Origin of the sequence: Dickeya poaceiphila, from assembly GCF_007858975.2 — a bacterium.
Lineage (GTDB): Bacteria > Pseudomonadota > Gammaproteobacteria > Enterobacterales > Enterobacteriaceae > Dickeya > Dickeya poaceiphila.
Map to the genome: position 1 here is coordinate 2,279,110 of NZ_CP042220.2, position 13,041 is coordinate 2,292,150.

Below are 13,041 nucleotides of genomic sequence, written 5' to 3' on the forward strand. Positions count from 1 at the left end.
AAGGTCTGCCATTACAGCAGTGCCGCTACCTCGTCGGAGATCTCACCATTGTGATAAACCTCCTGCACGTCATCGCAGTCTTCCAACATATCGATCAAACGCATCAGCTTCGGTGCAGTTTCAGCGTCCATGTCTGCTTTAGTGGACGGAATCATCGACACTTCGGCAGACTCAGACACCAGACCGGCGGCATCCAGCGCGTCTTTTACCTGACCGAAGATTTCCCACGGCGTGAACACGTCGATGGCACCATCATCATAGGACACCACGTCATCAGCGCCAGCTTCCAGCGCTGCATCCATCACCGTATCTTCATCCAGACCCGGTGCATAAGAAATCACACCTTTTTTGGCGAACAGATAGGACACGGAACCGTCAGTTCCCAGGTTACCGCCGCATTTGGTGAAAGCGTGACGGACTTCGGACACAGTACGGTTACGGTTGTCACTCAAACACTCCACCATTACAGCGGTACCACCGGGGCCGTAGCCTTCATAAATGATGGTTTCCATGTTGGTGTCTTCATCGCCGCCCACACCACGCGCAATCGCCCGGTTCAGGGTATCGCGCGTCATGTTGTTGGACAGCGCCTTGTCGATGGCAGCACGCAGGCGGGGGTTGGAGCCGGGATCGCCGCCGCCTAAACGGGCGGCGGTAACCAGTTCGCGGATGATTTTGGTAAAAATCTTGCCGCGTTTAGCGTCCTGTGCTGCTTTGCGATGCTTAGTGTTGGCCCACTTACTATGACCTGCCATAAAAATCTCCGAAAAAAGCCTGTTATCCCATTAAAATTCCGAGTCGCCGCGTTGCGGCAATATGAAACCTATCAGGGCCTGGCTGGACAAATAACAAATTCTTCAATCGCCTGCCGGTTGCTCCAGGATTTGGTCAACCGCGCCGCATCGGGCGCATCCAGCCATTGGTAAGCCAGATGTTCACTGATTTCCACCGGGCGCTCATCAGGCAACGCCAGACAGAACCAGTGCTCCAGATTATGCGTCACGCCTGGGGCATAGCGACGTCTCAAATGAGCAAAAAGCTCAAACTCCACACTGCGTTGACAGTCAACCAGCGTCAACGCCTCAGCGGCGATGTCGATGTTGACTTCTTCTTTCACTTCACGCAGTGCGGCACATCGCGCGCTTTCATCCGCTTCCAGACTGCCGGTAACCGACTGCCAGAAATCCGGATCATCGCGTCGCTGAAGCATCAGCACCCGTCCGGTATTCCGGGCGTAAATCACCACCAGTACCGAAACGGGTCGCTTATAGTTCATCTTACTGATTCTCTGCATCCTGCGCGGCTTTGCCCTTACCCACCACCGCAATGGATAACTCTTCCAGCGCAGCCGGGTTGGCGAAGCTCGGCGCTTCGGTCATCAGGCAGGCGGCAGCGGTGGTTTTCGGGAAGGCTATCACATCGCGGATATTATCGGTGCCAGTCAGCAACATCACCAGACGATCAAGACCAAACGCCAGACCGGCGTGCGGCGGGGTGCCAAATTTCAATGCATCCAGCAGGAAGCCGAACTTCTCGCGTTGTTGCTGCTCATCAATGCCGAGAATACGGAACACCGTCTGCTGCATCTCACTATTGTGGATACGCACCGAACCGCCGCCGACTTCGTAACCGTTCAGCACCATGTCGTAAGCATTGGCGATAGCGGCTGTCGGGTTGGCTTCCAGCTCAGTCGGAGACATATCGCGCGGTGCAGTGAACGGATGGTGCATCGCCGCCAGACCGCCTTCGCCGTCATCTTCGAACATCGGGAAATCAACGACCCACAGCGGCTGCCAGCTGTTTTCATTGGTGATTTTCAGATCACGGCCCAGCTTCAGGCGCAGCGCACCCAATGCGTCAGTGACCACTTTCGCGCTATCGGCACCAAAGAACAGAATATCGCCGTCATCAGCAGCAGTACGCTGCAGCAAGGCGGCCAGAATGCCGTCATTCAGGAACTTGGCTACCGGGCTCTGGATACCGTCCAGTCCTTTAGCTTTCTCGTTAACTTTGATGTAAGCCAACCCTTTAGCGCCGTAGATTTCGATAAATTTGGCGTATTCATCTATTTGCTTACGGCTCAGCTGTGCGCCGCACGGTACGCGAATAGCAGCAACGCGACCTTTCGGATCGTTGGCCGGGGCGGAAAACACCTTGAAGTCCACATCTTTAAGCAGGTCGGCTACGTCCACCAGTTCAAGCGGGTTACGCAAGTCTGGTTTGTCGGAACCGAAACGCCGCATGGCTTCAGCGAAGGTCATGATCGGGAAATCGCCCAGATCCACGCCTTTTACTTCCAGCCACAACTCACGCACCATTTTTTCCATGACTTCACGCACTTGCGGCGCAGTCATGAACGATGTCTCCACATCGATCTGGGTAAATTCCGGCTGACGGTCGGCACGCAGGTCTTCGTCACGGAAGCATTTGACTATCTGATAGTAGCGATCAAACCCGGACATCATCAGCAGCTGTTTAAACAACTGCGGCGACTGCGGCAACGCGTAAAATTTGCCTTTGTGCACGCGGCTCGGCACCAGATAATCACGAGCGCCTTCCGGTGTCGCTTTGGTCAGCATCGGCGTTTCGATATCGAGGAACCCGTGGCTGTCCATAAAGCGGCGTACAAAGCTGGTAATGCGGGCGCGGGTTTTCAGGCGCTGAGCCATCTCAGGGCGGCGCAGGTCAAGGTAGCGGTATTTCAGGCGCGCTTCTTCGGTATTGTTCTGATTAGAGTCAAGCGGCAGCGGTTCAGCACGGTTGATGATGGTCAGCGCCGTCGCCAGCACTTCGACTTCGCCAGTCGCCATGTCTTTGTTGATTTGATTGTCTGGGCGAGCGCGCACCACACCGGTCAGTTGAATGCAAAATTCGTTGCGCAGTTCGGAAGCCAGTTTGAAAGCATCCTGACGGTCCGGGTCGAAGAACACCTGCACCAGACCTTCGCGGTCACGCATATCAATAAAAATCAGCCCACCCAGATCGCGGCGGCGATTGACCCAGCCACACAACGTCACTTCCTGACCCACATGGGACGAATTCAACAGCCCGCAATATTCAGTACGCATTACGATGTCCTTTTACACCGCCGCCGGTACGCTGTGCCGCTCGCCAGTTGGCGACGATACAGAATCGGTAAACCGGTCGGCATGGTTTTTCTGGATTACAGTCCAATGAAAAAAGGGGAGCATTATAAAGGAATTTCCCCATAACGATAAGTACGATGGTAGCGGTCTGCGGGCCGCCCCGCATACTCTTTTTTGCTTTTTGCCATGCTTTTGCCTGTCGGTTACACAATTGCAGCGTGTTATGCTAAAAACCTGTTACATCAGCCATTATCAAGACCGGCTGTTGCAGGATATTTACTCGCAGAGAAACCTATCGGGACAAGGGCTTATGTATATTGGTTTACCGCAGTGGCAGCACCCAGGCTGGACTCGGCTGGGCCTGCGCGATCTGGCAGACTATGCCCGCTGCTTCAACTGTGTGGAGGGAAACACGACTTTTTATGCGCTTCCGTCGGCAGAATCGGTATTACGCTGGCGTGATATGACGCATGACGATTTCCGTTTCTGTTTCAAATTCCCTTCCGCCATCAGCCATCAGGCCGGTTTACGCCATTGCCAGCAACAGGTAGCAGAGTTTTTCCGCTGTCTTGAGCCGCTCCACCCTCGGTTGGGGCAACTGTGGCTACAGTTACCGTCTGCTTTTGGTCCAGAGCAGAGCGATACTCTGTGGCAATTTCTGGATACGTTGCCGACAGGATTCTGTTATGGCGTAGAGGTGCGTCATCCACTGTTTTTCGCCAAGGGCGATGATGAGCGCCACCTTAACCAAGGCTTGCACCAACGTGGACTGAACCGGGTCATCATGGATAGTCGGCCTGTGCATCACGCCGCTCCTACCAGTGAAGTGGTGCGAGATGCCCAGCGGAAAAAACCCAAAGTGCCGCTGCATGTCGTGCGTACCGCCGACGAACCGTTGGTGCGCTTTATTGGTAATGAAGATTCCGACGATAACCTGCGCTGGTTTATGCCCTGGGTCGCCAAACTGGCAGAGTGGCAAGCACATTCACCTTATCTATTTATTCACACGGCAGGTACTGCCAGTGCGCCGGAACTAGCACAGCGGCTGTGGCCGCATCTGAGCACAGTGATTTCCAACCTGCCGCCCTGCCCCGACTGGCCACAGCAGAGCTCACTGTTTTAATGCCCGATCCTGATTAATCAGACAACATAATAACGCTCGTCGCTATTATCACAATTTCTTACTAACGGCATTGGATATCCAACAGTTTCACCTACAATATCTTGGTGTTATGCCGGTGACAGACAAGCTATGATAGTCGCTGTCGCTGCGGATTCAGGCAATTGGAGTGAAAAATGGTAAGCGCGCTTTATGTAGTGCTCAGCGCATTGTTGTTAGTCAAATTGTCGATTGATGTGGTGAAACTGCGAATGCAGTACCAGGTAGCCTATGGCGACGGTGGTTTTTACGAGTTGCAGACCGCCATTCGCATTCATGGCAACGCAGTCGAGTACATTCCTATCGGCGGCCTGCTGCTGGTGCTGATGGAGATGAATGGTGCCATGAATGCGATGATACATTTATGTGGCATCATGTTGTTGCTCGGTCGCTTGTGCCATTACTATGGCCTGCGGCACCGCGAGTTGAACTGGCGACGCTCCGGCATGGCAGCGACTTATGTGTCACTGTTGCTGATGATCCTGTTCAATCTCTACTACCTGCCTTGGGAATTGATATTAACCCTGCGTTAATCACATCCGGCACTCACGGTAAGGCATAACTGCGCCTTACCGCCTTTCTCTCATACATCTTTGTGTCATCTTTCTGTTAGAATGCGCCCCTGTTCTTCCCTGTATGTATTTTTCCTGCTATGACAAACCGCGATATGCTTTTTTCCGCGCCCATCGCCAATCTGGGTGACTGGACGTTTGATGAACGCGTCGCTGAAGTGTTTCCGGACATGATTCAGCGCTCCGTTCCTGGTTACTCGAATATTATTTCCATGATCGGCATGTTGGCGGAGCGCTTTGTCCAGGCAGACACTCACGTCTACGACCTTGGCTGTTCTTTAGGTGCAGCCACCTTGTCGATGCGTCGTAACATCCGTGTACCCGGCTGTCGTATCATCGCTGTTGACAACTCGTCAGCGATGGTGGCCCGCTGTCGCCGCCATATTGAAGCTTTTCGCGCCGAGACGCCTGTTGAGGTTCGTGAAGCGGACATTATGGACACCGAGATTGAAAACGCCTCGTTGGTGGTACTCAATTTTACGTTGCAGTTTGTTCCGCCAGAATATCGTCTGACGCTGCTGAAACGAATCTGGCAAGGGTTGCGTCCCGGCGGCGCGCTGGTGCTATCGGAAAAATTCAGCTTTGAGGATGCTTCGATAGGCGAACTGCTGTTTAACATGCACCTGGACTTTAAACGCGCCAATGGCTATAGCGAACTGGAAATCAGCCAGAAGCGCAGCATGTTGGAAAACGTTATGCTCACAGACTCGGTCGAAACGCACAAAGCCCGGCTGCACGAAGCGGGCTTTAGTCACTGTGAAATGTGGTTCCAGTGCTTTAACTTCGGTTCTCTGCTGGCTCTCAAGCCGGAGCATCACCGATGATCGATTTCAGCAATTTCTATCAGTTGATCGCTAAAGGGCCGCTTAGCCACTGGCTCAATACGTTACCAGCCCAGCTCAGCCAATGGCAGCAGGAATCGTTGCATGGTGAATTCAAACTCTGGTTTAATTCCGTAGCGCATTTGCCGGTATTGACACCCGATCAACTTGATCTCACCCATAGCGTTACAGTCAACCTGAATACGCCGTTGTCAGCCCGACATCAGGCAGGAATTGAACGCCTGCTGCGCAACCTGATGCCCTGGCGTAAAGGCCCGTTTTCGCTCTATGGCGTCAATATTGATACTGAATGGCGTTCCGACTGGAAATGGGACCGGGTCTTGCCGCACATCAGCCCGCTACAGGACAGATTAATTCTGGATGTAGGGTGCGGCAGCGGTTACCACCTGTGGCGGATGATCGGTGCCGGTGCTCGTCTGGCTGTCGGTATCGATCCCATGCAATTGTTCCTGTGCCAGTTTGAGGCGGTGCGCAAGTTGCTGGGCGATGACCAGCGAGCTCACCTGTTACCACTTGGCATTGAACAACTGCCGGCACTAGCCGCATTTGATACCGTGTTTTCGATGGGCGTACTGTATCATCGACGTTCTCCACTCGACCATCTGTGGCAACTCCGCAATCAGTTGGTTGCTGGCGGGGAACTGGTGCTGGAAACGCTGGTAGTTGAAGGTGATGAGCACAACGTGCTGTTACCGGGCGAACGTTATGCCCAGATGCGCAACGTCTATTTCTTGCCGTCAGCCGCCGCCCTGGCACGCTGGCTGGAAAAATGTGGTTTTGTTGATATTCGTATTGTCGATCAATGCACTACGACACTGGAAGAGCAACGCCGTACCGACTGGATGACTACCGGTTCGCTGGCGGATTTCCTTGACCCGAATGATCGCAGCAAAACCATTGAAGGCTATCCAGCTCCTTTGCGGGCGGTACTGGTCGCACGAAAACCCTAACCCCCAAAGCCCTGCCGACAGCATCAGGGCGGCGCTATGTGTTGGTCACACTCGACCGACAGACGCCGCCCCGTAATACAGGCGATTTAGTGACGATTGTTGACGATCAGTTCAATGGCCGCATCTTCAGTCATGTCGGTACTTTGAATCTCGACCTGAATGTCCTGATTGCTGGTTTCATTAAAAAGCGTTGTCTTGCCGACGGTATGAAAATCACCGGTTATCGCGTCCCCCCTTTCCACCTCATAAATATCCAACAACTTGGCAACGATGAACCTTTCTTCAGGATCGCGAATAACGATGAAACCAATGCGGTGCTCATGATGCACAACGATTCCACGCATAACAGAGGATTCCTTTTTAACAGTTGGGATGACAAGAAGCATATCACCAGCTTAGGACGATAAAAGATAAGCGCATAACAGTTCAGTGAATTTTTCAGGGCTAATCACGTTCAATCCATCAATTTTTCGCGCTGTTGCTTATACGTTGACGATTGCAGGACCACTCCATAAATAAAAAAAGCCCCGACAAAGCCGTCGGGGCCTGGTACTCGCAAGCAGACCGATAATAGGGAATGCTGCGCGGCAAAGGGCATTGAAGGATAGCTAAGACTATACCTGGCAGCACAGTCCAGGATCTAGAAAGCAGAAGTCGTAGAGGAAGCCGCCTCAGGGCTTAAGGCGCTTTTCATGGCCGCCACGACATCACCATCAACACAGTAGTGCTGAAACTCATCCATTTCAATTTCGGAACAGAGCGTCACGCCTAATTTGCGATAACGCATCGGTGAAGGCCGCCACTGACCTGCCGATGTATGCAACTCCTGAATGCCACAAGCGCGAAACTTGTGCAAATTAGTCAATCGCACACCCGCTCCAGCCATGATAATTGGACCACAACTGGTTTCATTAAGTTCCCGCAACAATGTTAACCCATTTTCGGCACTTTGCTGCTGACCAGAAGTCAGAACACGGGCGACGCCCAAATCTGCCAATTGATTCAACGCCAGACGCGGGTTCAGGCACATATCAAACGCACGATGAAACGTTACTGCTACCCCCTCGCATCGGGCCATAATCTGCCGCATTCGCGTGATGTCGATATGCCCTTCCTCATTCAAAACGCCGACTACCAGCCCAGGAAACCCCATCGATTTGATCTGATCGATGTCATACAACATCGAAATAAATTCCTGACTGCTGTAACAAAAATCGCCTCCACGCGGTCGCACCATCGGGTGCACCGGAATGGTCAGCGTTTCCCGCGCCTGTCGCAATACACCGTATCCAGGCGTCAGGCCGCCTTCACGTTGCGAAGCACAAAGCTCAATCCGATCCGCACCCGCTTGCTGTGCCGTCAATGCGCAATCCAGGCTGTAGCAACAGACTTCCAACATCGGCATACCCCCTCCTTCGAAAAAGACCGAAACCGGCAAAACAACCCATTTTCCCAATAATTACCCAATCATGTCGGGATAACAGTGTGATAACGGCCTAATACTGGCATCCTGCCACCCGCAGCGAAGAGAAGCCTGTCACACTGGCCGCAGGATTTGCACGTGGAATATGACATGTCACACAATTTACATAACGAGGCATTACCCTATGCGTGTTCACGTTGATTGCTCGCTGGCAATAATGTCCTGAATACGATGGGGATGAAATTTTAGCGTGACGCGACCATTAGTTACCGCCAGCGTCGGATTGGGCAGGCGCTCATGCTCACCCTGAGGATGGCTGAATTTCAGTTTAATGCCGGGTGTAGTCAGAGCCGCATCCGACAAGCAGGCTAACGCGCGGGAGTGCAATGTCGTCGGGTCGCCGGGCAGCAGCAGTTCCACGTGCTCCCACCCTTCATGTGGATAATGCCGGTTGCCAGGCCATGGCAACTCCACACAGTCAATCTGCCATGGACCGACAGTTAACGGTTGATGCAAGGTAAACAGACAAATTATCCGGCCATTGATCAGGTTTTCCGATAACAACGAGCCGCAAGCCAACAATGCTGTGCGCCATTGTTCCGCCGTGCTGTTTTGGTGACAACGCAGGGATATATGGTCTGCATCAAAAACGGCAAGGTTTAACTCAAGCTGCAATCCGAGTTGCTGAAGCTCAGTTACAAACCGGGAAAGATCATCTATTAGCGAAGGGGGAAGCGTTGCTGATAACGGAGTAGTCATTATTTCCTCATTAACCGGAACAAATAGTTTATACGACCTAATTTAACACAGACAAAAACAACCTCCATTTTTTTACACATTCATCATCATATGATGCCAGATTTGACCAAATTCTCTTATTTTTTATGCCAACTCCTGAATGATAGGCACACACCAATTCAATCCAAAAAAAATAATACTGATAAACGATATTAACAAAATGAAAAAAATATAATGAGAATTACAATTCATTGATTTTAAATAAATTCAAAAACCAGGTGAGAGTATTCTTAAATCTTCTCTGTAACATTGAGAAATAAACCAAAAGCAGATAACTTCAAATCTTCCCAACCTCCACCAAATGGCTAAAGGGCATTTACCATGTTGCTAATAACGTTCTCTATGCTTGTTGTTATTGCTGGCTATTCAATGTTCCGTCATGTCAAAACGATACAGAGCACACGCTTAAGTACGGATCGCCGGAACAGACGACGCTAAGTTTTTTTCATTAATATTTTCCCTCTGGCATTCAGGCTTATCGCTAAGCCGTATCTTTAATATTGTATTTATTATCGATAATTGCAGCAGCTATCTTGCCGCATTATCCGCCGCATTATTTTATTTTTCTTGTCGCCCCGTTATGGGGCGCTTGTTACGGTGTTCTGCTGACTGTGCCCCCCAAATATGGTATAAAGGAAGGCTTGATTCGTCATTTAGGGCAAACCGGTGAATATTCAGGCTCTTCTTTCAGAAAAAATCCATCAGGCAATGATTACGGCGGGCGCGCCCACTGACAGCGAAGCAATGGTTCGCCAGTCAGCAAAAGCGCAATTTGGTGATTATCAGGCAAATGGCATCATGGCAGTTGCCAAGAAACTGGGCGTGCCGCCACGCCAGTTGGCCGAAAAAGTGGTACAAACGCTGGAATTGAATGACATTGCAGCCAAGACAGAAATTGCCGGCCCCGGTTTCATCAATATATTCCTCGATCCCCAATGGCTGTCATCCCAGTTGGAACAAGCACTGGCTGCACCCAAACTGGGTGTTTCCCCCGTTGAGCCGCAAACTATCGTTATTGATTATTCCGCCCCCAACGTCGCCAAGGAGATGCATGTCGGCAACCTTCGCTCGACCATCATTGGCGATGCTGCGGTACGTACGCTGGAATTTCTCGGTCATAAGGTTATTCGCGCCAACCATGTCGGTGACTGGGGTACCCAATTCGGTATGCTGATTGCCCATCTGGAAGATGTGCAAAATGCTAATACTCACGATCTGGAACTGGCCGATCTGGAAGCTTTCTACCGCGAAGCGAAAAAGCATTACGACGACGATGCCGTCTTCGCTGAACGCGCCCGTGGTTATGTAGTGAAACTACAAAGCGGCGATGAATATTGTCGCTCCATGTGGCGTAAGCTGGTGGATATCACCATGGTGCAGAACCAGCACAGCTATGACCGCCTGAATGTATCGCTGAGCGCAAATGACGTAATGGGTGAAAGCCTCTACAACGCCATGCTGCCGGAAATCGTAGCAGACCTGAAGGCCAAAGGGCTGGCGGTAGAAAGCGAAGGCGCCATTGTGGTCTATCTGGATGAGTATAAAAACAAAGAAGGCGAAGCGATGGGCGTCATCATCCAGAAAAAGGATGGCGGCTATCTTTACACTACAACCGATATCGCCTGCGCTAAATACCGCTATGAAAAACTGGGGGCCAACCGTGTTCTGTACTATATCGACTCCCGTCAGCATCAACATCTGATGCAAGCCTGGAGCATCGTGCGTAAAGCCGGTTATGTTCCAGAATCCGTCAGTCTGGAACACCACATGTTCGGTATGATGTTGGGTAAAGATGGTAAACCGTTTAAAACCCGCGCCGGTGGCACGATCAAGTTATCCGAACTGCTGGATGAAGCGTACGAACGCGCACTGGCGCTGATTGCAGGCAAAAATCCGGAGATGGAGCGCGCAGAGTTGGAACAACTGGCGCAAGTCGTCTCAGTGGGGGCAGTCAAATATGCCGACCTGTCGAAAAACCGTACCACTGACTATATATTCGATTGGGATAACATGCTGGCGTTCGAAGGCAACACAGCACCCTACATGCAATACGCTTACACTCGCGTCTCATCGATTTTTAAGCGTGCTGGCGTGGAAGAAAGCAGCCTGACCCAACCGATAACCCTGAGTGCCGAGCATGAACAGGCGCTGGCTACTCGCCTGCTGCAATTCGAAGAGACCGTTACCACGGTCGCCCGTGACGGCACACCGCATGTCATGTGCGCTTACCTGTACGATCTGGCTGGGTTGTTCTCCGGCTTTTACGAAAACTGCCCCATTCTCAACGCCGATAATGACAGCACGCGTCAAAGCCGCCTCAAACTGGCACTGCTGACGGCCAGAACGCTGAAAACCGGCCTGGAGACGCTGGGCATCCAAACGGTCGAAAAAATGTAAACCGCATTCGGGCCGACAATCTGAAAACAGATGTCGGTCCGCTATTCTTCCTGCCAGTCTCATCCCCGAACCATTACTTACCCGCGTGATGTCTTATTTACGTGGTTTCTTATCGATGAGGGCTCCCCCCTCAGCGAAATTCTGGTTCTGACTCAGGTCAGCGAGACAGCGGCTACCCCATTGATATGTAGCAGCCGCTGGCGATTACTTATTACTTCACCCCTAAAGACAGGGTATGTCTCGGTGCATCATCAAGATGTTGGTAACCTCCCGCCTTCAGACGAAAAATCTCTACCAGTTGACGCAGTTTCGCTGCCTGATCATTGAGTGACTCTGCAGCCGATGAGGCCTGCTCCACCATAGCCGCGTTCTGCTGAGTGACAGACTCCATCTGGTTGATCGCTATGTTGATCTGGCTAATACCGCGGTTCTGCTCTTCCGACGCCAGAGACATTTCACCCACCAGCGATGACGCATTGGTTATCAACGTCTTGACGTTGCTGATAGCATCACGCACATCATCAGCCTGTTGCGAACCGTTTCTCACTGCGGCAATCGCGTTGTCTATCAGAGTTTTAATTTCTCTGGCTGCGGAAGAAGAACGCTGCGACAGCGTGCGCACTTCGCCTGCCACCACGGCAAAACCGCGACCATGCTCGCCAGCGCGCGCCGCTTCCACGGCGGCGTTAAGCGCCAGAATATTGGTCTGAAAAGCAATGCCCTCGATCAGGTTGGTGATCTCCGCGACTTTTTCTGAACCAGAGGCAATCGCCTTCATCGCCTGCATCATGCGCTCAACGGACTCATCCCCATGGCTTACCGCATCTGCCGCCTGCTGTCCCAGGCTATTAGCCTGTCGGGCATTATCGACGTTACTTTCTACGGTGGAGGAAATTTCATGCATACTGGCGGCGGTTTGCGCCAGAGACGACGCCTGCTCTTCGGTACGCGCCGAGAGATCAATATTCGCCGCAGCGATTTCACTGGATGCGGTAGACACACTCTCGCTGGCCATACGCACATCCGCCAATACGGTGGCGAAACGCTCAGTCAGGCTATTCAGTGCCTGAGCAGTTTTACCCACTTCATCATTACGGCTATCATCCGCACGCAAGGTCAGGTCCAGATTATCACTGATACTCAACAGAGTATGCTGCAAGTGATTCAGGCTGCGACGGACATAGCGTAGGATCACCATTGCCAACGTACCGGCAACAGCAACGGATGCAATGATAAGACTGATAAACGTATACAACGCCGTGTTATAGCTGTCGGTATTGGCTTTTTCCTGATTGCTGGCCAGTACCAGATTGTACTCACGCTGCTCCTGCAAGGCTTTAATCAATGCCTGCTCAGTCTGCTTTTTAGCGTTTTCCGCATCCGCATTCTTCTGAGCTGCACCACTGTTATGGATGCTATCGATGGACTGACGGTAAGACGCCAATAGCTGAATGATATTATTGGTCATCTGCGCGTCACGATCATCAGAGATATATTTCTGCTTATAATCAGCCATAAACTTATCCACAGTATTCAGCCTGTCCTGAATGGATTTTAACTGCGTAGCGCGTTGCGTCTGATCATCAACTCCCGCCAGAGTAACAAGCGAGACTCTTACTTCACGTATATTAATGTTTGCGTTAGACAACAACGTGAGGCTGGGTAACGTATTGCCAGTAAATGACTCAACCCGATCTTTCGAATCTCCTAGTGCTTTAATGCCAAACCCGCCTACTCCGACGAGCGCCAGTACAAAAATCATTATAACTATTGTTAACTTTTGGAGGATTGTCATTTTATTTCTCTTTATTTAC

Annotated in this window: 12 protein-coding genes; 5 read left to right on the forward strand and 7 right to left on the reverse strand. The window is 51.6% G+C overall.

All coding sequences use genetic code 11. The features are described from left to right. Positions 1 to 11: 11 nt before the first annotated feature. The 3 genes from Dpoa569_RS10135 to aspS form a co-directional block, all read right to left on the reverse strand. Complete coding sequence (locus tag Dpoa569_RS10135) at positions 12 to 755, reverse strand: YebC/PmpR family DNA-binding transcriptional regulator (protein WP_042870361.1); 744 nt, start codon at positions 753 to 755, stop codon at positions 12 to 14. Positions 756 to 826: 71 nt separating this feature from the next. Next, positions 827 to 1,276, reverse strand: a complete 450-nt coding sequence (gene nudB, locus Dpoa569_RS10140) for a dihydroneopterin triphosphate diphosphatase (protein ID WP_042870359.1) — start codon at positions 1,274 to 1,276, stop codon at positions 827 to 829. Position 1,277: 1 nt separating this feature from the next. Then, positions 1,278 to 3,068, reverse strand: a complete 1,791-nt coding sequence (gene aspS, locus Dpoa569_RS10145) for an aspartate--tRNA ligase (protein ID WP_042870357.1) — start codon at positions 3,066 to 3,068, stop codon at positions 1,278 to 1,280. Between the two features lie 328 nt (positions 3,069 to 3,396). Between aspS and Dpoa569_RS10150 the strand changes: the two genes are divergently transcribed. The 4 genes from Dpoa569_RS10150 (at position 3,397) to cmoB (ending at position 6,609) form a co-directional block, all read left to right on the forward strand. Next, positions 3,397 to 4,209, forward strand: coding sequence for a DUF72 domain-containing protein (locus Dpoa569_RS10150; RefSeq protein ID WP_042873895.1), 813 nt, complete (start codon positions 3,397 to 3,399; stop codon positions 4,207 to 4,209). Between the two features lie 173 nt (positions 4,210 to 4,382). Continuing rightward, entirely contained in the window at positions 4,383 to 4,778 is a 396-nt protein-coding gene (locus Dpoa569_RS10155; RefSeq protein ID WP_042870355.1) for an MAPEG family protein, read from the forward strand. A 119-nt stretch (positions 4,779 to 4,897) separates the two neighbouring features. Further along, complete coding sequence (cmoA, locus tag Dpoa569_RS10160; protein WP_042870353.1) at positions 4,898 to 5,641, forward strand: carboxy-S-adenosyl-L-methionine synthase CmoA; 744 nt, start codon at positions 4,898 to 4,900, stop codon at positions 5,639 to 5,641. Then, positions 5,638 to 6,609 (forward strand): tRNA 5-methoxyuridine(34)/uridine 5-oxyacetic acid(34) synthase CmoB, encoded by a 972-nt coding sequence (gene cmoB, locus Dpoa569_RS10165; RefSeq protein ID WP_042870351.1) that lies wholly within the window; start codon positions 5,638 to 5,640, stop codon positions 6,607 to 6,609. The genes cmoA and cmoB overlap by 4 nt, the downstream gene beginning before the upstream one ends. Before the next feature lie 86 nt (positions 6,610 to 6,695). Here the strand turns inward: cmoB and Dpoa569_RS10170 are convergent, their stop codons facing one another. The 3 genes from Dpoa569_RS10170 to Dpoa569_RS10180 all read right to left on the reverse strand — a co-directional run bounded on the left by Dpoa569_RS10170 (position 6,696) and on the right by Dpoa569_RS10180 (position 8,791). Further along, positions 6,696 to 6,995: a hypothetical protein gene (locus tag Dpoa569_RS10170; RefSeq protein WP_042870350.1), complete on the reverse strand. Its 300-nt coding sequence runs from the start codon at positions 6,993 to 6,995 to the stop codon at positions 6,696 to 6,698. A gap of 254 nt (positions 6,996 to 7,249) precedes the next feature. Continuing rightward, positions 7,250 to 8,014, reverse strand: a complete 765-nt coding sequence (cutC, locus tag Dpoa569_RS10175) for a copper homeostasis protein CutC (RefSeq protein ID WP_042870348.1) — start codon at positions 8,012 to 8,014, stop codon at positions 7,250 to 7,252. 210 nt (positions 8,015 to 8,224) lie between these two features. Beyond that, positions 8,225 to 8,791, reverse strand: coding sequence for a VOC family protein (locus Dpoa569_RS10180; RefSeq protein ID WP_042870345.1), 567 nt, complete (start codon positions 8,789 to 8,791; stop codon positions 8,225 to 8,227). A gap of 705 nt (positions 8,792 to 9,496) precedes the next feature. Here Dpoa569_RS10180 and argS point away from each other — a divergent pair. Beyond that, positions 9,497 to 11,227: an arginine--tRNA ligase gene (gene argS / locus Dpoa569_RS10185; protein WP_042870343.1), complete on the forward strand. Its 1,731-nt coding sequence runs from the start codon at positions 9,497 to 9,499 to the stop codon at positions 11,225 to 11,227. A gap of 211 nt (positions 11,228 to 11,438) precedes the next feature. Here argS and Dpoa569_RS10190 read toward each other — a convergent pair whose 3' ends face one another. After that, a complete protein-coding gene (locus Dpoa569_RS10190; protein WP_042870341.1) occupies positions 11,439 to 13,022 on the reverse strand; it encodes a methyl-accepting chemotaxis protein in 1,584 nt (527 codons plus the stop codon). Positions 13,023 to 13,041 lie beyond the last annotated feature (19 nt).

Bases quoted from the DNA above. Each gene is read 5' to 3' on its own strand.
- cutC (WP_042870348.1), bottom strand. From the start codon at position 8,014: ATGCCGATGTTGGAAGTCTGTTGCTACAGCCTGGATTGCGCATTGACG.
- Dpoa569_RS10190 (WP_042870341.1), bottom strand. From the start codon at position 13,022: ATGACAATCCTCCAAAAGTTAACAATAGTTATAATGATTTTTGTACTG.
- Dpoa569_RS10155 (WP_042870355.1), top strand. From the start codon at position 4,383: ATGGTAAGCGCGCTTTATGTAGTGCTCAGCGCATTGTTGTTAGTCAAA.
- Dpoa569_RS10180 (WP_042870345.1), bottom strand. From the start codon at position 8,791: ATGACTACTCCGTTATCAGCAACGCTTCCCCCTTCGCTAATAGATGAT.
- cmoA (WP_042870353.1), top strand. From the start codon at position 4,898: ATGACAAACCGCGATATGCTTTTTTCCGCGCCCATCGCCAATCTGGGT.
- Dpoa569_RS10170 (WP_042870350.1), bottom strand. From the start codon at position 6,995: ATGCTTCTTGTCATCCCAACTGTTAAAAAGGAATCCTCTGTTATGCGT.
- cmoB (WP_042870351.1), top strand. From the start codon at position 5,638: ATGATCGATTTCAGCAATTTCTATCAGTTGATCGCTAAAGGGCCGCTT.
- nudB (WP_042870359.1), bottom strand. From the start codon at position 1,276: ATGAACTATAAGCGACCCGTTTCGGTACTGGTGGTGATTTACGCCCGG.
- aspS (WP_042870357.1), bottom strand. From the start codon at position 3,068: ATGCGTACTGAATATTGCGGGCTGTTGAATTCGTCCCATGTGGGTCAG.
- Dpoa569_RS10150 (WP_042873895.1), top strand. From the start codon at position 3,397: ATGTATATTGGTTTACCGCAGTGGCAGCACCCAGGCTGGACTCGGCTG.
- Dpoa569_RS10135 (WP_042870361.1), bottom strand. From the start codon at position 755: ATGGCAGGTCATAGTAAGTGGGCCAACACTAAGCATCGCAAAGCAGCA.